This window comes from Streptococcus oralis, assembly GCF_023109315.1.
In the GTDB taxonomy this organism is placed as follows: Bacteria; Bacillota; Bacilli; order Lactobacillales; family Streptococcaceae; genus Streptococcus; species Streptococcus oralis_BS.
Genome location: NZ_JALDUF010000005.1, coordinates 20,699 through 40,888, shown reverse-complemented (window position 1 = coordinate 40,888; position 20,190 = coordinate 20,699). Strand labels below are relative to the sequence as shown.

Below are 20,190 nucleotides of genomic sequence, written 5' to 3'. Positions count from 1 at the left end.
TCCTTATTTGTTGAATAGATGATGGTAGAAGCCTTGCGCCTGTATTAACTCTTGATGACTACCAACTTCAATGATTTTCCCTTGGTCAAGAACAATGACACGATTAGTCCGTTCGGCTATACTTAGACGATGGGCTACAAAGAGAATGGTTTTATCAGTTAGGGACATAAGATTATCTATAACCTTTTTCTCAGTCAAAACATCGAGAGCACTAGTAGCTTCATCTAGTATTAAAACAGGAGCTTTAGTTAAAAGAGCACGAGCGAGGGCGATTCGTTGCTTCTGTCCTCCTGACAGACCTGCTCCATCAGAAAGTTGAGTTTGATAGCCCATAGGCATTCTTTCAATATCTTGACGGATTTCAGCTAATTCGCAAGCTTTTAGAATATCTTCTTGGCTAATCATATTATTACCGCCCAAGGTTAAGTTTTCCAAGATAGAGCCATTAAAGATATAGGCTTGTTGGGGCAGGTAATTAATATGACGTCGCAAGATTTTTTTATCAATATTTTTAATATCCTGATGATTGATGGTAATCTGTCCTTTGTAAGGGTCAAAGAAATTGACAATCATTTTGGCTAGAGTTGTTTTACCAGAACCACTAACTCCAACCAGGCTAACCTTATCACCTTCTTTAATTGTTAGATTGATATCTGTTAAGGTATCTCGTCCAAAACCATACTTATAAGAAAGGTCATCAAATTCAATATCGCCCATCAAAAAATTTGAATGAACAGGATTTTCTTGAACTTGAAATTCAGATTCAACTAAATAGACCTCGTTCAAGCGGTTATTAGCAACCTTCGCAGATTGGAGTTTAGTTTGTAGGTTGATAATATTTTCCATAGGAGTTGTAAAGTAAGAAAGAAGTGTATTAAAGGTAATCAGCTGACCGATAGAAATCTTACTCGACATGACTAATTGAGCACCAAACCATAGGATAAAGATATTAAGAACTAACTTTGTTCCTTGCTTTAAATTAGTTTGTAAAATAGAATATTTAGTAAGTTTAAAGGATTTTTCCAAATAATCGACAAATTCACTGTCAATATTTTGGTAGCGATTTTCTTCACTTGTGAGTGACTTGATGGTTTCGATCCCGTTGATATCTTCGATAATGGCAGAACTAACCATAGAATTACTTTGCATGACATCATGGTTCATTTTTTCAAAAGGCTTCATAAAAGAAAAGATGATAAATATGTAAATAGGGATGGAAATAAGAGAAAGAAGAAAGAGGTTAGGATTTTGTGCTAGTAAGACGCTCCCTACAAGGATCAGAATGGAAACATCAAGAAGAAGAGAGAGAATGGTAGAAGCTAAGGCATCTATAATAGAGTTGGCATCTGTGAAGCGTGAAATGATTTCTCCTGTACGACGTGTCGCAAAGAAAGACATAGGAAGTTCAAAGATATGGCGAATATAGGCCAAAATTACATCAATGCTTAATCTCTGACTCAGAACAGTTAGGAGATAATCTCTGGAGAAGCTCATGGCTTGTTGGAGGATATAGGTGATAATTAGACCAATTGAGATAATTCCTAAAGTTGATTTCATCTGATTTGGAATGTACTCATCCAAGATTCCTTGGAGATAATAAGAACCACCGATATTGATAATAGTGACTAATAAGCTTGAGAGAACAATGTAAGCAATGAGAGATTTTTGTTTGAAAATCAGAGGGAGGAAGCTCAGTAGACCATTCTTTTTATCTTTATGGGGTTGATAGCTGGGTTTGGGAGCTAGAAAAATAGCTACTCCAGTCCATTCAGAGAAAAAGCGTTCTTTTGACATTTTGGTGATTTTTACAGAAGGATCAGGATCACCAATAATCAGATAGTCTTTCTTTGTTTGATAGACAACATAGTAATGTTGGAGTTTCCCTTCTTTGTTAACGTGAACGATAAATGGATAGGGGACATCGCTCATGTCAAAGAGCGTTTTATCTGCTTGAACAGGCCTTGTTTCAAAGCCCATTTCATCAGCGGCTTTTACAATGCCAAGAGCAGTCGTCCCTTCTTTATTGGTCTTTGCAAGTTCTCTCAAGTGAGCTAGAGAAAAATCTGAACCATAGAATTTGGCAATCGAGGCTAAGGCAGCGACACCACAGTCTCTAGCATCTATTTGAGGAACAAATGTACGTTTATAAGAAGTCATTGGCAAATCCTTTCATATAAAATATGAATTTATTATACCATGATAATAAGCTCATATTTTATAAAATCTTGAATTGTCATTGAAACTTCCTGAATGGTAAAAAAGTGATTAGAAATTATCTTTTTTAAAAAATTTAGAGGTGGTTTCAAATGAAAAGCTAATTCAAGACGTTTCGATGACAATTCAAGATTTGGATGAAAAATTTTAAAAAACAATGATATACTAAGCTTGTCAAGGTTGCAACAGGACAAAAATTAAAAATAAAAAAGGAGTATTTGTCATGAATACAAAAACGATGTCACAATTTGAAATTATGGATACTGAGATGCTTGCGAAAGTTGAAGGAGGTTTCGGAGGTTGGGGAGATATGATTGCTGGTTTATTGGGTGGGCTAGCACCTTCTCCAACTTTGGATCAATTAAATGGTAAGTGGCCTATTATACATTTTTCAAAACCATGTGGTCTTTATGGTATAGGGGGAACTCCAAACTCATGTAATGGTATTTAAAAAGGATTGAAACTATGAAGGCAAAATATGGGAATCAAATTGTTGATGTTTGGGAAATTGGTCAAGCAACTCCTAAACCAAGTTGGGTAGAGGAAGCTTTTCAAAAAAATTATATGGTTTGGTTGGATAATCATGTGCGCATTCTAATGGCAGGTCTCAACACTTCTCTCGCAACGAATATCAAGTTTGGTCTAGTTGGAACAGTTGGAGGAGGATTCGCTGGTTATGGAATGTATGTTCTTGGTTATCCAGGTGATTATATAGATATCACCAATCATAGAGTTGTTTCTGCTAAAACATTTCACAAAAGTTATCAAATTTTAGAAAATGATTAGATGTCATTTAATTGTAATGGAGAAAGCAATGAAAAAAATATTTTTAAAAAAACGGACCATCTTCCTTGCGAGATTGTTCCTAGGGCAGTTGCCTTTGCTTGTCTCTACTTATCTATTTCTATCTCGTCAATTTTTAAATTTTTCCTTAGTCCTCCAATTTCTTTTAGTGGTTATTAACTTAGCTTCTATTTTGGCTACTGTTTATCTCACTAGGGAAATGAAGATAAGAGAGTTTGAAGATGATGATTTGGTTAGTCCTAGAACCAATCAACTCATGTTCATCGGCTTGACAGGCTTTATGTCTATTATCTGTTTGTATAGAGGTATCACAGCAGGAGAATCTTACCAACAACTAATCGCTTATATTGGCGCGGTTCTATGCTGGCTTATCATGCTTTTGCTTATTTGGGGTTTGAAGTATTATAAAAAGTAGAGGTTAATGAAGTATAAAAGGGTGAGTGTTTTTGAAATACTTACCCTTTTATACTGAAGTTTTTGCAATTCAAGACGTTTCGATGACAATTCAAGATTTGGATGAAAAATTTTAAAAAACAATGATATACTAAACTTGTCAAGGTTGGAACAGGACAAAAATTAAAAATAAAAAAAGGAGTATTTGTCATGAATACAAAAATGATGTCACAATTTAAGATTATGGATACTAATATGCTTGCTTGCGTTGAAGGTGGGGATAAAGTAGGGGCTGGAGAAGTTGTTCAAGCATTGGGAGTTTATACAATAGGAGGTGCAGCTCTGGGGAGTGTTATCCCAGTTGTGGGAACTCTTGCTGGAGGGATTTTAGGAGCACAGTTCTGTACAGCAGTTTGGGGAGCTTTGAGGGCAAGTTAAATTTTTAGAGATATAGCAGATTAAAATATAATAGTAACAAATTGATTAAGAGAATTTAAAGCAATTTCTAAAAATGCTTTAGAAACGACATTGTGCGATGCTAGATTTAATTTACTATAGTAGTAAAAGGAGGTGATTTATATGAGATACAGGTTATTTCTTGTTATTTTCTTGGGTAGCATTTTGGATATTCTTTTAGGAACATTTTTGCAAATCTCTAATGTATCGATTGGGTGGCTTGTTCTCTACAGTGGTTTGTTTGAAGCAGGAGTTTTCCTTCTCACTAATAAAGGTTTGGCGGTAAAGATCAAGGAAGCAGACATTCAAAACCGCTTTAAATTTATTTTTAGAAAAACGGTATGGTTTCAAATCCTTTTACTCATCTTTTTGATAGTCAAACTTTATCTTGGTTTGGATGCGAGGTTGATTTTATTCTATGGACATATTTTCATTGCCTTTAATGCCTTGATTTATCTTTTGTCTACTAGCCAAATTAATTTAACAAAGAAAGTGTGAAAAAATGGAACAATCAGTAAATAACTTCTTCATTTTATCCGATGAAAAACTAACAACGATAACAGCTGGTGATAAACAACTTGCAGATGCATTTTTAAGTGGAGTAGGTGGTGCAGTTGAGGGGATTTCGCTTTGTATGCAGACAATCCCTTTCCCAACTCCTCAGATTTATTTGATTTGCGCAGCTGGTGGGGCAGCAGCTTCAGTTTTATGGCCACATTAGAGGATTGAGTTAGTATAGAGAGTTATTAATCTGGGTATTTCTTTGAGTTTATACTCTCTATACTGTATAGGAATATATCATGTATAAACACTTATTTTTTCCATATTCAAAAACCTTAGACTGGTTGACACCCTATATTCTAGTCTTGGCTTCCGACACCATTGCCTTCAATGTTTTTGTGCTAACCTTTGTGTCCGTTGTGATCTTCTATTTCTTGAATCCTATGATAGCTTTTATAGCTATATTCTTTGGTGCTGGCTATGTTGTCGGATTTTGGTTATTAAAATGGTTTGTTTTAGAGAGATTGGAGGTAAAGGATGGCTTGTAGGAAGGCTTACTTAGTGTTTAAGTGATTATCCTTATGGCTGTTTTCAATAAAGATTATACCTTGTTTTTTGATTTTTATTATAAAAATGTCAAATGTATCTCCTTACATTCATTCCTGATTCCTAAAAACTGAATCACTGTTTTCCTCAGGTTTATCTGGGGGAGGCAGTGATTTTTTGAAATAAAGACATAGATATTCCTGTTTTCCAATTTTCCTTATTTTAACCATTCAGGAAATCTCAAGCACTGTTTAAGATTTAGAGTAAGGATTTAGGGGAATATGGTTTATATTAGAGATGTTCCGAGTTTATAAAGGAGGGATTACATGAAAAAGTATCAGCTTCTATTCAAAACAAGTGCAATTTTATCCTACCTATTTTTCGTATTTGGCCTTTCTCAGCTAACGCTTATCGTCCAAAACTATTGGCAATTTTCTTCTCAGATAGGCAATTTATTCTGGATTCAAAATATCTTGAGTTTACTTTTTATTGGAGTCATGATTGTGGTTCTTGTTAAGACAGGCCATGGTTATCTCTTTCGCATTCCAAGAAAAAAATGGCTTTGGTATTCGATTTTGACAGTATTAGTGGTAGTGCTCCAGATCTCTTTTAACGTTCAGACAGCTAAACATGTCCAGTCAACTGCGGAAGGTTGGGCTGTATTGATTGGTTATAGTGGGACTAACTTTGCCGAATTGGGTATCTACATAGCCCTGTTCTTTCTGGTTCCACTGATGGAAGAGTTAATCTATAGAGGATTACTGCAACACGCCTTTTTTAAAGATTCGAGATGTGGTCTTGATTTGCTTCTTCCTTCTATTTTATTTGCTCTCCCTCATTTTTCAAGCCTGCCTAGTCTGTTAGATATCTTCGTCTTTGCAACAGTTGGAATCATCTTTGCTGGTTTGACCCGCTATACCAAGAGTATTTATCCATCCTATGCAGTGCATGTGATTAATAATATTTTCGCAACATTACCATTTTTGCTGACTTTTTTACACAGGGTATTTAGCTAAAAATAGTAGATTAAAAATAATTATCGATTATGAGAAGTGAATAAGATTAGATTTCTGAATAATAGAATTTAATTTTATTCACTTCTTATTAGTTGACTAAGAAAATTGTGCTCTTTGAGCAATTCAAGACGTTTCGATGACAATTCAAGATTCGGGTGAAAAATTTTAAAAAACAATGATATACTAAACTTGTCAAAGTTGCAACAAGACAAAAATTAAAAATAAAAAAGGAGTATTTGTCATGAATCTAAAAATGATGGAACAATTTGAGATTATGGATACTGAGATGCTTGCGAGTAAAGTAGGAGGAAAAACAATATATTACGGTAATGGTTTATATTGTGATAACTCTAAAGGTTGCTGGGTAAACTGGCCTGAAGCTATAAATAAAATTCTTACTAATTCTATTGTTAATGGATTTTCAGGTGGGAATGCAGGTTGGAATTCGGGTGGACCTCTATAATGAGAGGGTTAAAGTGGTTTTCTGGTGGGGTTGAAAGACGCCGTGAAGCTATCATCATATTAGAAGAACTTATTCAAAATATAAAATGTGATTCTCAACTCCTCCCTTTGAAAGATATATTGATTTCTTACGAATGTGAATTAAAGAAAGGAAGTATATCGATTCCTTATACCCTGAGTCGAATGAACATTGAAATTTCAAATGTATTAATTGAAAATGCACTACATTTATCTGAAATTCAGTCTAATCAGATAAAAAAATTAAGAGAATTATCTAATATTAGATATGGATACTAGGATATAGTATAGGTGATATGTTAATTATAGTTTATGTATTTCTAATATTTTTATTGTGACTCTGAATTTGAGTGAAAAAAATTAAAACAGTGTTATACTAAACTTGTCATGGTTGCAACAGGACAAAAAACTTCATTAAAAAGGTGGGTGTTTTCGAAATACTTACCTTTTTAATGAAGTTTTTGCAATTCAAGATGTTTTGATGACCATTTAAGATTTAGATGAATTTGTAATTTTAAATAAGGTAAGATAAAGATAACAAATGTAAAGGAGTATTCTTATGAAGAAACAAAAGATAAAATCGCTATTACTTGTACCACTTGTATTTGCATCTATTACTACGGGTGTTGTATATGCAGAAGAACAGCCTACTACTTCATCTATCCAGGCAAATGATAGTTCTGTTGTGGCACCAGATTTGCCATCGGCTAAGGAAAATGTGGAGCATAAACCTTCCGTTGTAACTCCCGAGGAGTATGAACAGAATGTTGCTGACTTTAAAAAGATAGATATTGAAGCCGTTCGTCAATCTTTTACAGAGGATCAATTGGAACATACTATATATTTTGGTAGAAAAACTTGTTCTCATTGTCGTCAATTTTCTCCTGAATTGAAAGAATTTAATAACTTGATTGAAAAGAAGTTAGAGTATTATGATTTGGATGGTCAGGATTTTGATGGGGAGGCGAGAGAGTTTCTATTTAAAAAAGTCGGGATTCCAGGAACACCAACAATTTTGTATTTAAAAAATGGACATCCGATATCTGGATGGGTTGGTGGGGGAGCGACTGCACAACAGGTGTATGATTATATGTACTCTAGAAACTCACCTAAGCAAACGGAAACAATAGCATCGTCCGAGGAAACAGTAATTGAAAATGTGCATGATGAGAAAACCAGAAATGACAGCATGAGTACTAGTGATAAAGTTGTAAGTGAAAGCAAAGGTATGAGTGATGAAAAAAGAACCGAAATGAAAATATCCAATGATAATTCCAATTCTAATAGTGAAAATAGTGGGAAAGTGGAGAGTATAAACTCAACTTCTAAAGCTAAAACTACTCAATCTGGCGATTTAGCAATGTTAGACAATAAGAATCAATTGGAAACTCTCAAACCTATTTTTGATGCTGCTCAAGAAAATAAAACTCCTTTAACCGATGTTAAGAGGCCTGATTATGTAAGCCAATCGATTACTTCGAATGAAAAATTATTACCGAAAACAGGCGAGGAAGAAAGTTACCAACTGATTCGGCTAGCTGTCGCATTTTTTATGGCTTCTATAATGATTAAAGTGAAACAAAAAATTCATAAATAAAAATAGATGGTAAACAGGTGCAATGATATTATTTGTTTGTAATAACATATGACTAGAATTTTCCTATAGACCAGAGTGAAAGGGCAAGCATGTTTTTAATGCTTGCTTTTTAAATTTTTTAACAATTCAAGACGTTTCGATGACAATTCAAGATTTGGATGAAAAAAATTAATAAACGATGATATACTAAACTTGTCAAAGTTGCAACAAGACAAAAATTAAAAATAAAAAGGAGTATTTGTCATGGATACAAAAATGTTGTCACAGTTAGAGGTTATGGATACTGAAATGCTGGCTAGCATTGAGGGAGGAACTGATTGGGGAACAGTAGGAAAAGGAGCTGTCTATGGAGCAGGTATCGGAGTTGCTATGTGTACGGTAGGAGGACTCCTTACTGGTGGTTCCGCATGGGCTATGACTGCTGGCTGTGCTTGGGCTGGAGCTAAACTTGGTGGTGCTTTTACTGCAATTGCTGATAATATTTGGCCATAGAAGGGAGTAGAAATTATGTTTGATTACAAAATAGTAGACAATCAAGAATTAAGTAATATTTCTGGAGGTGGATTGGGAGGAGATGTAGTTGTAGGAGCCTTGTCGGGTGCATTTCAGGCAGGACAATCTTGTATTGCTGGAGGCCCTCAAGCTTACTTGATTTGCGCAACAGGGGGCGCTATAGTAGGTGGCATTATAGCTTTTGGATTGAGACCCCCAAAATAGTTTAAAAAAGGAATGTGTATTAATATGTTAAATGAAACTATGATTCAGCTTATACTCATTGCAATTTGTTGTGTGTACATTATTTTTAACACCAAGGCTGATAAAAACCCAAAGAGAGGATATCGTACAGCTTTGTACCTTTTCGTTATGGCTGGTATTATATCCTATATTATGAATTATCTGAATTGGTTAGATTTTTTCTTACTGATAACTCCGATAATGTGTCTATTTAAATTTGAAGATAAATGGAGTTAGCAACATTTGATACTTCAATAGGTTATTAACTATCCTTTGGCTCATTGTCAACTGTAGTGAGTTGAAGAAAAGCTAAGATCGAGAAAGGACTAATTTCGTCCTTTCTTTTTTGAGTACGACGGGCATGACGTTTATTTGATGTGTAAGTCCTCCGTGTGCACCCGCTACCGGTGAATTCAATAGCGATTCTCAAACCTGACTATCGTGAGGTAGCGGGGAGAAGAAGGCATAGCGAAATCGTGGCTTAAAGAACAGGAATGTTATAGTAAGACACGTTTAGAGGATAAAGTGGCTTCACACTCTAAAGCACAAATAGGTATACCTAATCCATATATTTAAATCACGAGAGTGTACGAGAAAAGATGTACGACTGATCTATTGATGTGAGGTTCTGATGAGAGCTGAAAGCATGGTAACAACGAATCATGAGAAGTTAGTCAATCCTATAGTAGTCAGGAAAATTCTATAATGGAAGTGGAGCGAAAGGTGAACAATTGAAAGTAGAATTGTCTGTTTTGATTATTTGTTTGATAGGATGGTAGTATGAAAATATAAATGGTGACTATTCAGATCTATTTAATTTGTGCAGCTGGTGGGGGCGGCAGTTTCGGTTTTATGGCCACATTAGAGGATTTGATTGGTATATAGAGTTATTAATCCAGGTATTTCTTTGAGTTTATACTCTCTATGCTGTATAGGAATACATCATGTATAAACACTTATTTCTCCCATATTCAAAAACCTTAGACTGGTTGACGCTCTATATTCTAGTCTTGGCTTCTGACACCATTGCCTTTAATGTTTTTGTGCTAACCTTTATATCTGTTGTGATCTTTTATTTCCTAAATCCCATGCTATCTTTAATGGCCATCTTCTTAGGGGGTGGTTTTGTGGTCGGATTTTGGTTACTCAAATGGTTTGTTTTGGAAAGGCTAGAGAAAAAGATGACGTGTAGGGAAGTCTGTTTGGTGGGGAGGATAGTTTTATGAGAATTTTTAATAAATGTCATGCCTTGTTTTTGGGATTTTTAGTCTTTGCAATCGTTGGTGCAGCGGGGTATTCCGTCAATCAAGGAGATTATTTTCAACACCAGTACACATTCATTGTTGTAAAGACTCTCTTGCTTTTCCTTAGTTTTGCCTATGCGAGATGGTTTGATATGATTTCTTTGGGGATTTTAAGCAAGAAACAACTCTTGCTGTTCATTGGAATCTTTCTTCTTACGGTGCTGGTAAATATAGGCTATCATGCTTTTTTCTCAGTTGCTTCTGGTGCCTCGGCTCAACACCTTGAGGAAACGAGCAAAGGACTTTCGCTTTCCTTTATTGTAAGTGTTACAGTTTTGGGACCAATCCAAGAGGAATTCATTTTCAGAGGACTTCTTCAGGGGGCTATATTTGAAAATTCTTGGTTAGGGCTTGTACTGGCTTCCTCTCTCTTTTCTTTCATGCATGAACCTTACGATGTGCCTTCGTTTTTCTATTATCTACTTGGGGGCTTGTTGCTGGGCTTTGCTTATAAAAAGAGCCAAAATTTGTGGGTTTCTACTCTAGTCCACATGTCTTACAACAGTTTGCCACTTTTAACTTATTTCTAAAAATCATGAAAAGGTAAGCAGAAGACGGTGCTTGCCTTTTTTAAGCTATAATGATAGCCTGAGCCAATTGAGATGCTTTTCTTTGAGAATCAGGTGTGGAGCGGTTGACGAATAGACCAAAAACTAGTAGAATAGTAAGGAAACTTTATACGGAGGAAAGAAATGGACTTGGGTGATAATGAGCTAACGCTGACCCCTATCCCTGGGAAGAGTGGCAAAGCTTATATGGGAAGCTACCCTGATGGAAAGCGCGTCTTTGTAAAAATGAACACCTCTCCAATCCTACCTGGCCTAGCCAGAGAACAAATCGCTCCTCAATTACTATGGACTCGTCGTTTGCCAGACGGCCGTGATATGTGTGCTCAGGAATGGCTGACGGGTAAAATCTTGACCCCTTTCGATATGAATCGCAAGCAGATTATCAATATCTTGAACCGCCTTCACCGCTCACGTCCCTTGATGAAGCAGTTGAGCCGTTTGGGATATACCATGGAAACGCCAGTTGATTTATTGCGTTCTTGGCAGCAAGGAGTTCCAGAAATCTTGAAGCAGAATCACTATTTGAACAGTGTGATTGCGGAACTAGGTAAGACGGTTCCAGGTTTTAGGGAAGACCATGCAACGATTGTGCATGGTGATCTTCGTCATAGTAATTGGATTGAGACAGAGAGTGGACTCGTTTATCTAGTGGATTGGGATTCGGTTCGTCTGACGGATCGTATGTTTGATGTGGCGCATTTGCTATGCCACTACATTCCAGATCATCAGTGGCGCCAATGGTTGAGAGACTATGGCTATAAGTACAATCAGACAGTGTTAGATAAATTGTATTGGTATGGTCAGTATTCTTACTTGAGCCAGATTGCCAAATACTGTGAAAATCAAGATTTAGACAATGTAAACCGGGAGATTTATGCCTTGCGTGTCTTCCGCGATAAGTATGGAAAGAAGAGATGAGAGTTAGAAATCGTAAAGGAGCGACAGAATTACTAGAGGCTAATCCCCAGTATGTGGTCCTCAATCCCTTAGAAGCTAAAGGGAAATGGCGAGACTTGTTTGGAAATGATCATCCTATTCATGTTGAAGTTGGAAGTGGGAAAGGGGCCTTCATATCAGGAATGGCCAAGCAAAACCCTGACATCAACTACATCGGGATTGATATCCAAAAGTCGGTATTGAGTTATGCCTTGGACAAGGTGCTTGAAGTTGGAGTTCCCAATATCAAATTGCTGTGGGTAGATGGTTCAGATTTGACTGACTACTTTGAAGACGGTGAGATTGATCGTCTCTACCTCAACTTTTCAGATCCCTGGCCTAAAAAACGCCATGAAAAACGTCGTTTGACTTACAAGAGTTTCTTGGATACCTTCAAGCGTATCTTGCCTGAGAATGGGGAAATCCATTTCAAGACGGATAACCGTGGTTTATTTGAGTACAGCCTGGTGAGCTTTTCTCAGTATGGGATGAAGCTCAATGGCGTCTGGCTAGACTTGCATGCCAGTGATTTTGAAGGTAATGTCATGACAGAATATGAGCAAAAATTCTCCAACAAGGGTCAAGTGATCTACCGAGTTGAGGCAGAATTTTAAGAAACAGCTTGAAAACCAGCTGTTTGAGTGCTAATGCTTTACATAAATTGACAAACGTGCTATACTGATAGTAAGAATATGAGAAAGAGAGGCGGGGAGATATCTTCGCCTCTTGCTTATGAGGAGGTGGACGCAATCGCAACAATCGTAGAATTAGTCAGAGAAGTTGTAGAACCTGTCATCCAAGCACCTTTCGAACTCGTGGATATCGAGTATGGAAAGATTGGCAGTGACATGATTCTCAGTATTTTTGTAGATAAACCTGAAGGAATTACCTTGAACGACACGGCAGATTTGACAGAAATCATCAGTCCTGTTCTTGATACTATCAAGCCTGATCCCTTCCCAGAACAATATTTCCTAGAAATCACCAGTCCAGGCTTGGAACGTCCTTTGAAAACCAAGGATGCTGTCGCTGGAGCTGTTGGGAAATACATCCATGTCGGGCTCTACCAAGCCATTGATAAGCAAAAAGTCTTTGAAGGTACCTTGGTATCCTTTGAAGAGGACGAGTTGACCATGGAATATATGGACAAGACACGTAAGAAAACTGTCCAAATTCCATACAGTTTAGTATCAAAAGCACGTTTAGCAGTAAAACTATAGAAAAGAAAGGATAGCTTTTGAGGATTCAAAAGTAAAAAGAACATGAGTAAAGAAATGCTAGAGGCCTTCCGCATTTTGGAAGAAGACAAGGGAATCAAAAAAGAAGACATCATCGACGCAGTAGTAGAGTCGCTTCGTTCCGCTTATCGCAGACGCTATGGTCAATCTGACAGCGTAGCTATCGACTTCAATGAAAAGACAGGCGACTTTACAGTTTATACTGTCCGTGAAGTTGTTGATGAAGTATTTGATAGCCGTTTGGAGATCAGCTTGAAAGATGCTCTTGCCATTAATTCAGCCTATGAGCTTGGTGACAAAATCAAGTTTGAAGAAGCACCTGCTGAGTTTGGTCGTGTAGCAGCCCAATCTGCTAAACAAACCATCATGGAAAAAATGCGCAAGCAAACACGTGCCATCACTTACAATACTTATAAAGAACATGAACAAGAAATCATGTCTGGTACGGTAGAACGATTTGACAACCGCTTTATTTACGTCAACCTTGGCAGCATCGAAGCCCAATTGTCCAAACAAGACCAAATCCCTGGAGAAGTTTTTGCTTCCCATGACCGTATCGAAGTCTACGTTTACAAAGTTGAAGACAACCCTCGTGGTGTCAACGTCTTTGTTAGCCGTAGCCATCCAGAAATGATCAAACGCTTGATGGAGCAAGAAATTCCAGAAGTCTACGATGGAACTGTTGAAATCATGAGCGTAGCCCGAGAAGCTGGTGACCGTACTAAGGTTGCTGTTCGTAGCCACAATCCAAACGTGGACGCTATTGGGACAATCGTTGGACGTGGTGGTGCTAATATCAAGAAAATCACCAGCAAATTCCACCCAGCTCGCTACGATGCCAAGAGCGACCGCATGATTCCTGTAGAAGAAAACATTGACGTTATCGAGTGGGTAGCGGATCCAGCTGAGTTTATCTACAATGCCATCGCACCTGCAGAGGTTGACCAAGTTATCTTTGATGAGAACGACAGCAAACGTGCCTTGGTCGTTGTACCTGATAACAAGCTTTCTCTTGCTATCGGTCGTCGTGGACAAAACGTTCGCTTGGCAGCTCACTTGACGGGTTACCGTATCGATATCAAGTCTGCCAGCGAATTTGAAGCCATGGAAGAAGCAGGTCAAGTGGATTACGCAGCTGCGGATGAATTGACAGAAGAATAAAAGCTGCTAGAGGAGGGAAAGATGAAAACAAGAAAAATCCCTTTGCGCAAGTCTGTTGTATCCAATGAAGTGATTGATAAGCGTGATTTGCTCCGCATTGTCAAGAACAAAGAAGGACAGGTCTTTATCGATCCGACAGGCAAGGCCAATGGCCGTGGCGCTTATATCAAGCTAGACAATACAGAAGCCCTAGAGGCGAAAAAGAAGAAAGTCTTTAACCGTAGCTTTAACATGGAAGTGGAAGAAAGCTTTTATGACGAGTTGATCGCCTATGTGGATCACAAAGTAAAAAGAAGAGAGTTAGGACTTGAATAAGCAAAAGATAAGCAATCTCTTGGGACTTGCTCAACGAGCAGGCCGGATCATATCAGGAGAGGAATTGGTGGTTAAAGCCATCCAAGACCAGAAAGCTAAGCTAGTCTTTCTAGCCCATGATGCTGGTCCCAATCTGACCAAGAAGATTCAAGATAAAAGTGACTATTATCAAGTAGAAGTTATAACCGTGTTTTCAACACTGGAATTAAGCATAGCAGTCGGAAAATCGAGAAAGGTTTTGGCTGTGACAGATGCTGGATTTACAAAGAAAATGAGGTCTCTTATGGAATAGAAGAGGAGGACATGATTTGTCTAAGAAAAGATTGTACGAAATCGCAAAAGAACTTGGAAAAGAAAGTAAAGAAGTTGTAGCGCGTGCAAAAGAGTTGGGCTTGGATGTAAAAAGCCACTCATCGAGCGTGGAAGCTGCTGCTGCTGAGCAAATCGCGGCTAGCTTTAAACCTGCACCTGCTCCTAAGGCAGAAGCAAAACCTGTAGCACCAAAAGCAAGTGTAGAAAAGAAAGTTGAAAAGCCTGCATCAGCTAAACCAGTAGCCGCTAAGGAAGAAAGTAAACCAGCTGCACCTGCAGCTCCTAAGGAAGAAAAAGTAGTGGCTGCAAGACCACAGAGTCGAAACTTCAAGGCGGAGCGTGAGGCGCGTGCCAAAGAGCAGGCAGAGCGACGCAAACAAAACAAGGGCAACAACCGTGACCAACAACAAAACGGCAACCGTCAGAAAAATGACGGCCGTAATGGTGGAAAACCTGGTCAAGGAAACCGCGACAATCGCCGATTTAACGACCAAGGGAAAAAACCACAAGGTCAAGGGAATCGTGGCAATGATCGCCGTCAGCAACAAGACTTCCAGCCAAAACAAGCTGGTCCACGTGTTGACTTTAAAGCCCGTGCAGCAGCCCTGAAAGCAGAGCAAAATGCAGAGTACGCACGCTCAAGCGAGGAGCGCTTCAAACAATCGCAAGCAGCCAAAGAAGCCTTGGCTCAAGCTAATAAACGCAAGGAGCCAGAGGAAATCTTTGAAGAAGCTGCTAAGCTAGCTGAACAAACGCAACCAGCGGTAACAGTAGTTCCTGTAGCGAAAGAAGCGCCAGTGGATACACGTCGTAAAAAACAAGCTCGACCAGACAAAGAACGTGATGATTATGATCACGAAGAAGATGGTCCTAGAAAACAACAAAAGAATCGAAGTAGTCAAAATCAAGTGAGAAATCAAAGAAATAGTAACTGGAATAACAATAAGAAGAACAAAAAAGGCAATAACAAGAACAATCGTAATCAGACTCCAAAACCTGTTACAGAGCGTAAGTTCCACGAATTGCCAACAGAATTCGAATATACAGATGGTATGACTGTTGCGGAAATCGCAAAACGTATCAAACGTGAACCAGCTGAAATCGTTAAGAAACTCTTTATGATGGGGATTATGGCCACACAAAACCAATCCTTGGATGGAGAAACCATTGAACTCCTCATGGTGGATTACGGTATCGAAGCCAAACAAAAGGTTGAAGTGGACAATGCCGACATCGAACGTTTCTTCGTCGAAGATGGTTATCTCAATGAAGATGAATTGGTTGAGCGTCCACCAGTTGTCACCATCATGGGACACGTTGACCATGGTAAGACAACACTTTTGGATACCCTTCGTAATTCTCGTGTTGCGACAGGTGAAGCGGGTGGTATCACTCAGCATATCGGTGCCTACCAAATCGTGGAAAATGGCAAGAAGATTACCTTCCTTGATACACCAGGACACGCGGCCTTTACCTCTATGCGTGCGCGTGGTGCTTCTGTTACCGATATTACCATCTTGGTTGTAGCGGCAGATGACGGGGTTATGCCTCAAACTATCGAAGCCATCAACCACTCAAAAGCAGCGAACGTTCCAATTATCGTAGCCATCAACAAGATTGATAAACCAGGTGCCAACCCAGAACGTGTTATCGGTGAATTGGCTGAACACGGTGTCATGTCAACTGCCTGGGGTGGAGATTCTGAGTTTGTAGAAATCTCGGCTAAATTCAACCAAAACATCGATGAACTCTTGGAAACAGTCCTTCTTGTAGCTGAAATCCAAGAACTCAAGGCAGACCCAACAGTGCGTGCTATCGGTACTGTTATCGAAGCTCGCTTGGATAAAGGAAAAGGTGCGGTCGCAACCCTTCTTGTGCAACAAGGTACCTTGAATGTCCAAGATCCTATCGTTGTCGGAAATACCTTCGGTCGTGTCCGTGCCATGACCAATGACCTTGGTCGTCGTGTTAAGGTCGCTGGACCATCAACACCAGTATCTATCACAGGTTTGAACGAAGCACCAATGGCGGGTGACCACTTTGCTGTTTACGAAGATGAAAAATCTGCGCGTGCAGCAGGTGAAGAACGTGCGAAACGTGCTCTTATGAAGCAACGTCAAGTAACCCAACGTGTCAGCCTTGAAAACCTCTTTGATACGCTTAAAGCAGGTGAGCTCAAGTCTGTTAATGTTATCATCAAGGCCGACGTACAAGGTTCTGTTGAAGCCCTTTCTGCCTCGCTTCAAAAAATTGATGTGGAAGGTGTGAAGGTTACTATCGTTCACTCAGCAGTCGGTGCTATCAACGAGTCTGACGTGACCCTTGCGGAAGCTTCAAATGCCTTTATCATCGGTTTCAATGTGCGCCCTACACCACAAGCTCGTCAACAAGCAGAAGAAGATGATGTAGAAATCCGTCTCCACAGCATTATCTACAAGGTTATCGAAGAGATGGAAGAAGCCATGAAAGGAATGCTTGATCCAGAATTCGAAGAAAAAGTTATCGGTGAAGCAATCATCCGTGAAACCTTCAAGGTATCTAAAGTGGGAACCATCGGTGGATTCATGGTTACGAGTGGTAAGGTTACCCGTGATTCTAAAGTCCGTGTTATCCGTGACGGTGTCGTAATCTATGATGGCGAACTCGCAAGCTTGAAACACTACAAAGACGACGTCAAAGAAGTTACAAACGGTCGTGAAGGTGGATTGATGATTGATGGCTACAATGATATCAAGACTGATGATGTGATTGAGGCCTATGTCATGGAAGAAATCAAACGTTAAGATTTTTGCTCCTTTCTTAGGTGGTGAGGGACGCAAGCAAACCAATGGTTTCATTGCTTATTTTTGAGCCTAGTGTCTCAAAAATCCCCTGTGATGGGACTGATAAATCAGTTCCATCACTTTCACCACAGCGAAAGAAGCGGATGAGTTCAAATTGCACTTCGTTTCAATTTGAACTGAAAATCAATAAATTTAAAAATAGCTAGGTCTGCTGGCCTAGCTTTTGGTTCAAAGTAGAGAAAGGAATATCATGGCAAATCATTTCCGTACGGATCGTGTGGGCATGGAAATCAAGCGTGAAGTCAATGAGATTTTGCAAAAGAAGGTCCGTGATCCGCGTGTCCAAGGTGTGACCATTACAGATGTTCAGATGCTGGGGGATTTGTCTGTTGCTAAGGTTTACTACACCATTTTGAGTAACCTTGCTTCGGATAATCAAAAAGCTCAAATCGGGCTTGAAAAAGCAACTGGTACCATCAAACGTGAACTTGGTCGCAATTTGAAATTGTACAAAATCCCAGATTTGACTTTCGTCAAAGACGAATCCATCGAATATGGAAACAAGATTGACGAGATGCTACGCAATCTGGATAAGAACTAAGAAAGAGGGGGAACCCTCTTTTTTGGTGGAGAAATGGCAATAAAAAATACTGGGGGAATCTCTCTAGAGTAAAAAATTGTTAAAAAGCTTTATAAAGCTCAACTTGTATGATAGTATAGAAATTGGAAAGAGTGAGATGAAATGATTTCTTATCAATAACTAGCTAGTCTGGTATAGCAATCGGCTAGAAACTGCAGTTAGAAAAGGAAAGATAATATGGGATTCATTAAAATTCTAGCCAAGACTTATGGGAATTACTTTTTTGTGATGCAAAGCGTCAAAGTTCTGAAAAACATGAAAAAAGATGACAATGCTTTAGTAGGTTTCGGGAAAGTACTGCTTGCTGACAAGCTGATGGATGTAGCCCAGTGGCTCGCAAAACCAGATGATAAGGAATAACTTGAAATGAAAGAAACTAGCAGGAACTCCGCTGCTAGTTTTTTAATCTCTTCCCATATGGTATAATATAAGCAGTAAAATCATTTTATACTCAATAAAAATCAAAGAGCAAACTAGGAAGCTAGCCGTAGGTTGCTCAAAACAGTGTTTTGAAGTTGTGGATAGAACTGACGAAGTCAGTAACCATACCTACGTTAAGGCAACGCTGATGTGGTTTGAAGAGATTTTCGAAGAGTATTAGAACATACATGGAGGTCGTCATGGATAATATCATCGATGTGTCAATTCCCGTTGCAGAAGTGGTGGACAAGCATCCAGAAGTCTTGGAAATCCTAGTGGAGCTTGGTTTTAAACCGCTTGCTAACCCTTTGATGCGCAACACTGTCGGGCGCAAAGTATCGCTCAAACAGGGTTCTAAACTTGAAGGAACTCCTATGGACAAGATTGTCCGCACGCTAGAAGCGAACGGCTATGAAGTGATTGGATTAGACTAATGGCAGATGAACGGATTCATATCTTACGGGATATTTTGTTAGAATTGCATAATGGTGCCTCTCCTGAGTCAGTTCAGGAGCGTTTTGATGCGACCTTTACAGGTGTATCGGCCATTGAGATTTCCCTCATGGAGCACGAGCTGATGAACTCAGACTCAGGTGTCACCTTTGAAGATGTTATGGAGCTCTGTGATGTCCATGCCAATCTTTTTAAAAACGCTGTTAAGGGCGTCGAAGTGGAGGATACCGAGCATCCTGGTCACCCAGTTCGCGTCTTCAAGGATGAAAATCTGGCTCTCCGTGCAGCATTGATTCGCATTCGGAGATTGTTAGATACCTATGAGTCTATGGAAGACGAGGAAATGCTTGCGGAGATGCGCAAGGGTTTGGTTCGTCAAATGGAACTTTTGGGGCAATTTGATGTCCATTACCAGCGCAAGGAAGAGCTCTTCTTTCCTATCATGGAGCGCTATGGTCACGATTCACCCCCTAAGGTCATGTGGGGAGTGGATGATCAGATTAGAGAACTCTTTCAGACAGCTCTAGCGACAGCTAAGTCACTACCAGAAGTGCCGATTTCCACTGTAAAGGAAACTTTCGAAGCTTTTGCGATAGAGTTTGAGAGTATGATTTTCAAGGAAGAGTCCATCCTTCTCATGATTCTCCTTGAGTCTTTCACCCAGGATGACTGGATTCAGATTGCGGAGGAGAGCGATGCCTACGGCTATGCCATCATCCGTCCGTCAGAGAAATGGGTGCCAGAACGACAGAGCTTTGTTGAGGAAAAGAGTGCAGAGGAGCCAGTACAACTAGACACGGCAGAAGGTCAAGTTCAGCAAGTTATCGATACACCAGAAGGCCAGTTTACCATTACCTTTACTCCTAAGGAAAAGGAAGCAGTGCTGGATCGTCATAGTCAACAGGCTTTTGGCAATGGCTATCTCTCAGTTGAGCAGGCCAACCTCATCCTCAATCACCTCCCCATGGAGATCACCTTTGTCAATAAAGACGACATTTTCCAGTATTACAATGACAATGCACCAGCTGATGAGATGATTTTCAAACGGACGCCGTCCCAAGTCGGGCGTAATGTAGAACTCTGCCATCCGCCCAAGTACTTAGACAAGGTGAAGGCCGTTATGAAAGGTCTTCGTGAAGGGGTCAAGGACAAGTATGAAATGTGGTTCAAGTCAGAGTCGCGAGACAAGTTTGTCCACATCACCTATGCCGCAGTGCACAATGAAAACGGGGAATTCCAAGGCGTGCTAGAGTATGTTCAGGATATCCAACCCTACCGAGAGATTGATGCGGACTATTTCCGTGGATTAGAATAAGG

27 protein-coding genes are annotated in these 20,190 nt (G+C 39.3%); 26 read left to right on the top strand and 1 reads right to left on the bottom strand.

The window, feature by feature from the left end; genetic code table 11:
- Positions 1-3: 3 nt before the first annotated feature.
- A complete protein-coding gene (blpA, locus tag M1F74_RS07090; protein WP_247946674.1) occupies positions 4-2,157 on the bottom strand; it encodes a peptide cleavage/export ABC transporter in 2,154 nt (717 codons plus the stop codon).
- A 280-nt stretch (positions 2,158-2,437) separates the two neighbouring features.
- Here blpA and M1F74_RS07085 point away from each other — a divergent pair, with 280 nt between their 5' ends.
- The 26 genes from M1F74_RS07085 (at position 2,438) to M1F74_RS06960 (ending at position 20,188) form a co-directional block, all read left to right on the top strand.
- Entirely contained in the window at positions 2,438-2,665 is a 228-nt protein-coding gene (locus M1F74_RS07085; protein WP_247946673.1) for a bacteriocin class II family protein, read from the top strand.
- A gap of 14 nt (positions 2,666-2,679) precedes the next feature.
- Positions 2,680-3,000: a hypothetical protein gene (locus M1F74_RS07080; RefSeq protein WP_000645118.1), complete on the top strand. Its 321-nt coding sequence runs from the start codon at positions 2,680-2,682 to the stop codon at positions 2,998-3,000.
- 28 nt (positions 3,001-3,028) lie between these two features.
- Positions 3,029-3,433, top strand: coding sequence for an immunity protein (locus M1F74_RS07075; protein ID WP_247946672.1), 405 nt, complete (start codon positions 3,029-3,031; stop codon positions 3,431-3,433).
- 188 nt (positions 3,434-3,621) lie between these two features.
- On the top strand, positions 3,622-3,849 hold the full coding sequence (locus tag M1F74_RS07070) for a Blp family class II bacteriocin (protein ID WP_247946671.1): 228 nt from the start codon (positions 3,622-3,624) through the stop codon (positions 3,847-3,849).
- 141 nt (positions 3,850-3,990) lie between these two features.
- On the top strand, positions 3,991-4,365 hold the full coding sequence (locus M1F74_RS07065; RefSeq protein ID WP_084970744.1) for an immunity protein: 375 nt from the start codon (positions 3,991-3,993) through the stop codon (positions 4,363-4,365).
- Between the two features lie 4 nt (positions 4,366-4,369).
- Positions 4,370-4,588, top strand: coding sequence for a hypothetical protein (locus tag M1F74_RS07060; protein ID WP_000438252.1), 219 nt, complete (start codon positions 4,370-4,372; stop codon positions 4,586-4,588).
- Positions 4,589-4,667: 79 nt separating this feature from the next.
- Positions 4,668-4,916 (top strand): immunity protein BlpZ, encoded by a 249-nt coding sequence (blpZ, locus tag M1F74_RS07055; protein WP_247946670.1) that lies wholly within the window; start codon positions 4,668-4,670, stop codon positions 4,914-4,916.
- Positions 4,917-5,240: 324 nt separating this feature from the next.
- On the top strand, positions 5,241-5,930 hold the full coding sequence (locus M1F74_RS07050) for a CPBP family intramembrane glutamic endopeptidase (RefSeq protein ID WP_247946669.1): 690 nt from the start codon (positions 5,241-5,243) through the stop codon (positions 5,928-5,930).
- Positions 5,931-6,171: 241 nt separating this feature from the next.
- Entirely contained in the window at positions 6,172-6,393 is a 222-nt protein-coding gene (locus M1F74_RS07045; protein ID WP_001049877.1) for a leucocin A/sakacin P family class II bacteriocin, read from the top strand.
- Positions 6,393-6,689, top strand: a complete 297-nt coding sequence (locus M1F74_RS07040) for a bacteriocin immunity protein (RefSeq protein ID WP_001214680.1) — start codon at positions 6,393-6,395, stop codon at positions 6,687-6,689. Before M1F74_RS07045 ends, M1F74_RS07040 begins: the two co-directional genes overlap by 1 nt.
- A 280-nt stretch (positions 6,690-6,969) precedes the next feature.
- The gene (locus tag M1F74_RS07035; protein WP_247946668.1) at positions 6,970-8,007 is read left to right on the top strand and encodes a thioredoxin domain-containing protein; all 1,038 of its coding nucleotides are present in this window, start codon (positions 6,970-6,972) and stop codon (positions 8,005-8,007) included.
- Between the two features lie 243 nt (positions 8,008-8,250).
- Positions 8,251-8,499 (top strand): Blp family class II bacteriocin, encoded by a 249-nt coding sequence (locus M1F74_RS07030; protein ID WP_125840955.1) that lies wholly within the window; start codon positions 8,251-8,253, stop codon positions 8,497-8,499.
- A 15-nt stretch (positions 8,500-8,514) separates the two neighbouring features.
- A complete protein-coding gene (locus M1F74_RS07025; protein WP_049537864.1) occupies positions 8,515-8,724 on the top strand; it encodes a Blp family class II bacteriocin in 210 nt (69 codons plus the stop codon).
- Between the two features lie 962 nt (positions 8,725-9,686).
- On the top strand, positions 9,687-9,968 hold the full coding sequence (gene blpZ / locus M1F74_RS07020) for an immunity protein BlpZ (protein ID WP_247946667.1): 282 nt from the start codon (positions 9,687-9,689) through the stop codon (positions 9,966-9,968).
- Complete coding sequence (locus M1F74_RS07015; protein WP_247946666.1) at positions 9,965-10,576, top strand: CPBP family intramembrane glutamic endopeptidase; 612 nt, start codon at positions 9,965-9,967, stop codon at positions 10,574-10,576. Before blpZ (M1F74_RS07020) ends, M1F74_RS07015 begins: the two co-directional genes overlap by 4 nt.
- A gap of 162 nt (positions 10,577-10,738) precedes the next feature.
- The gene (gene ccrZ, locus M1F74_RS07010; protein WP_247946665.1) at positions 10,739-11,533 is read left to right on the top strand and encodes a cell cycle regulator CcrZ; all 795 of its coding nucleotides are present in this window, start codon (positions 10,739-10,741) and stop codon (positions 11,531-11,533) included.
- Entirely contained in the window at positions 11,530-12,165 is a 636-nt protein-coding gene (gene trmB, locus M1F74_RS07005; RefSeq protein ID WP_084853017.1) for a tRNA (guanosine(46)-N7)-methyltransferase TrmB, read from the top strand. Before ccrZ ends, trmB begins: the two co-directional genes overlap by 4 nt.
- Before the next feature lie 126 nt (positions 12,166-12,291).
- Complete coding sequence (gene rimP / locus M1F74_RS07000) at positions 12,292-12,771, top strand: ribosome maturation factor RimP (RefSeq protein ID WP_000338695.1); 480 nt, start codon at positions 12,292-12,294, stop codon at positions 12,769-12,771.
- Between the two features lie 42 nt (positions 12,772-12,813).
- Positions 12,814-13,950 carry a transcription termination factor NusA gene (gene nusA / locus M1F74_RS06995; RefSeq protein ID WP_000032278.1) on the top strand — a complete coding sequence of 379 codons (1,137 nt, stop codon included), beginning with the start codon at positions 12,814-12,816 and terminating at the stop codon, positions 13,948-13,950.
- Positions 13,951-13,971: 21 nt separating this feature from the next.
- A complete protein-coding gene (rnpM, locus tag M1F74_RS06990) occupies positions 13,972-14,265 on the top strand; it encodes an RNase P modulator RnpM (protein ID WP_000857568.1) in 294 nt (97 codons plus the stop codon).
- Entirely contained in the window at positions 14,258-14,557 is a 300-nt protein-coding gene (locus tag M1F74_RS06985) for a YlxQ-related RNA-binding protein (RefSeq protein ID WP_001041396.1), read from the top strand. The genes rnpM and M1F74_RS06985 overlap by 8 nt, the downstream gene beginning before the upstream one ends.
- 16 nt (positions 14,558-14,573) lie before the next feature.
- Positions 14,574-17,360, top strand: coding sequence for a translation initiation factor IF-2 (gene infB, locus M1F74_RS06980; RefSeq protein ID WP_247946664.1), 2,787 nt, complete (start codon positions 14,574-14,576; stop codon positions 17,358-17,360).
- Between the two features lie 250 nt (positions 17,361-17,610).
- Complete coding sequence (rbfA, locus tag M1F74_RS06975; protein ID WP_001273601.1) at positions 17,611-17,961, top strand: 30S ribosome-binding factor RbfA; 351 nt, start codon at positions 17,611-17,613, stop codon at positions 17,959-17,961.
- A gap of 216 nt (positions 17,962-18,177) precedes the next feature.
- Positions 18,178-18,360, top strand: coding sequence for a hypothetical protein (locus M1F74_RS06970; RefSeq protein ID WP_000505781.1), 183 nt, complete (start codon positions 18,178-18,180; stop codon positions 18,358-18,360).
- Positions 18,361-18,620: 260 nt separating this feature from the next.
- Positions 18,621-18,854 carry a DUF1858 domain-containing protein gene (locus M1F74_RS06965; protein ID WP_000368739.1) on the top strand — a complete coding sequence of 78 codons (234 nt, stop codon included), beginning with the start codon at positions 18,621-18,623 and terminating at the stop codon, positions 18,852-18,854.
- Positions 18,854-20,188, top strand: a complete 1,335-nt coding sequence (locus M1F74_RS06960; protein ID WP_247946663.1) for a DUF438 domain-containing protein — start codon at positions 18,854-18,856, stop codon at positions 20,186-20,188. The genes M1F74_RS06965 and M1F74_RS06960 overlap by 1 nt, the downstream gene beginning before the upstream one ends.
- Positions 20,189-20,190 lie beyond the last annotated feature (2 nt).

Coding starts and splice junctions, on each gene's coding strand:
- blpA (WP_247946674.1), bottom strand. CDS start 2,157: ATGACTTCTTATAAACGTACATTTGTTCCTCAAATAGATGCTAGAGAC.
- M1F74_RS07085 (WP_247946673.1), top strand. CDS start 2,438: ATGAATACAAAAACGATGTCACAATTTGAAATTATGGATACTGAGATG.
- M1F74_RS07080 (WP_000645118.1), top strand. CDS start 2,680: ATGAAGGCAAAATATGGGAATCAAATTGTTGATGTTTGGGAAATTGGT.
- M1F74_RS07075 (WP_247946672.1), top strand. CDS start 3,029: ATGAAAAAAATATTTTTAAAAAAACGGACCATCTTCCTTGCGAGATTG.
- M1F74_RS07070 (WP_247946671.1), top strand. CDS start 3,622: ATGAATACAAAAATGATGTCACAATTTAAGATTATGGATACTAATATG.
- M1F74_RS07065 (WP_084970744.1), top strand. CDS start 3,991: ATGAGATACAGGTTATTTCTTGTTATTTTCTTGGGTAGCATTTTGGAT.
- M1F74_RS07060 (WP_000438252.1), top strand. CDS start 4,370: ATGGAACAATCAGTAAATAACTTCTTCATTTTATCCGATGAAAAACTA.
- blpZ (WP_247946670.1), top strand. CDS start 4,668: ATGTATAAACACTTATTTTTTCCATATTCAAAAACCTTAGACTGGTTG.
- M1F74_RS07050 (WP_247946669.1), top strand. CDS start 5,241: ATGAAAAAGTATCAGCTTCTATTCAAAACAAGTGCAATTTTATCCTAC.
- M1F74_RS07045 (WP_001049877.1), top strand. CDS start 6,172: ATGAATCTAAAAATGATGGAACAATTTGAGATTATGGATACTGAGATG.
- M1F74_RS07040 (WP_001214680.1), top strand. CDS start 6,393: ATGAGAGGGTTAAAGTGGTTTTCTGGTGGGGTTGAAAGACGCCGTGAA.
- M1F74_RS07035 (WP_247946668.1), top strand. CDS start 6,970: ATGAAGAAACAAAAGATAAAATCGCTATTACTTGTACCACTTGTATTT.
- M1F74_RS07030 (WP_125840955.1), top strand. CDS start 8,251: ATGGATACAAAAATGTTGTCACAGTTAGAGGTTATGGATACTGAAATG.
- M1F74_RS07025 (WP_049537864.1), top strand. CDS start 8,515: ATGTTTGATTACAAAATAGTAGACAATCAAGAATTAAGTAATATTTCT.
- blpZ (WP_247946667.1), top strand. CDS start 9,687: ATGTATAAACACTTATTTCTCCCATATTCAAAAACCTTAGACTGGTTG.
- M1F74_RS07015 (WP_247946666.1), top strand. CDS start 9,965: ATGAGAATTTTTAATAAATGTCATGCCTTGTTTTTGGGATTTTTAGTC.
- ccrZ (WP_247946665.1), top strand. CDS start 10,739: ATGGACTTGGGTGATAATGAGCTAACGCTGACCCCTATCCCTGGGAAG.
- trmB (WP_084853017.1), top strand. CDS start 11,530: ATGAGAGTTAGAAATCGTAAAGGAGCGACAGAATTACTAGAGGCTAAT.
- nusA (WP_000032278.1), top strand. CDS start 12,814: ATGAGTAAAGAAATGCTAGAGGCCTTCCGCATTTTGGAAGAAGACAAG.
- rnpM (WP_000857568.1), top strand. CDS start 13,972: ATGAAAACAAGAAAAATCCCTTTGCGCAAGTCTGTTGTATCCAATGAA.
- rbfA (WP_001273601.1), top strand. CDS start 17,611: ATGGCAAATCATTTCCGTACGGATCGTGTGGGCATGGAAATCAAGCGT.
- M1F74_RS06970 (WP_000505781.1), top strand. CDS start 18,178: ATGGGATTCATTAAAATTCTAGCCAAGACTTATGGGAATTACTTTTTT.
- M1F74_RS06965 (WP_000368739.1), top strand. CDS start 18,621: ATGGATAATATCATCGATGTGTCAATTCCCGTTGCAGAAGTGGTGGAC.
- M1F74_RS06960 (WP_247946663.1), top strand. CDS start 18,854: ATGGCAGATGAACGGATTCATATCTTACGGGATATTTTGTTAGAATTG.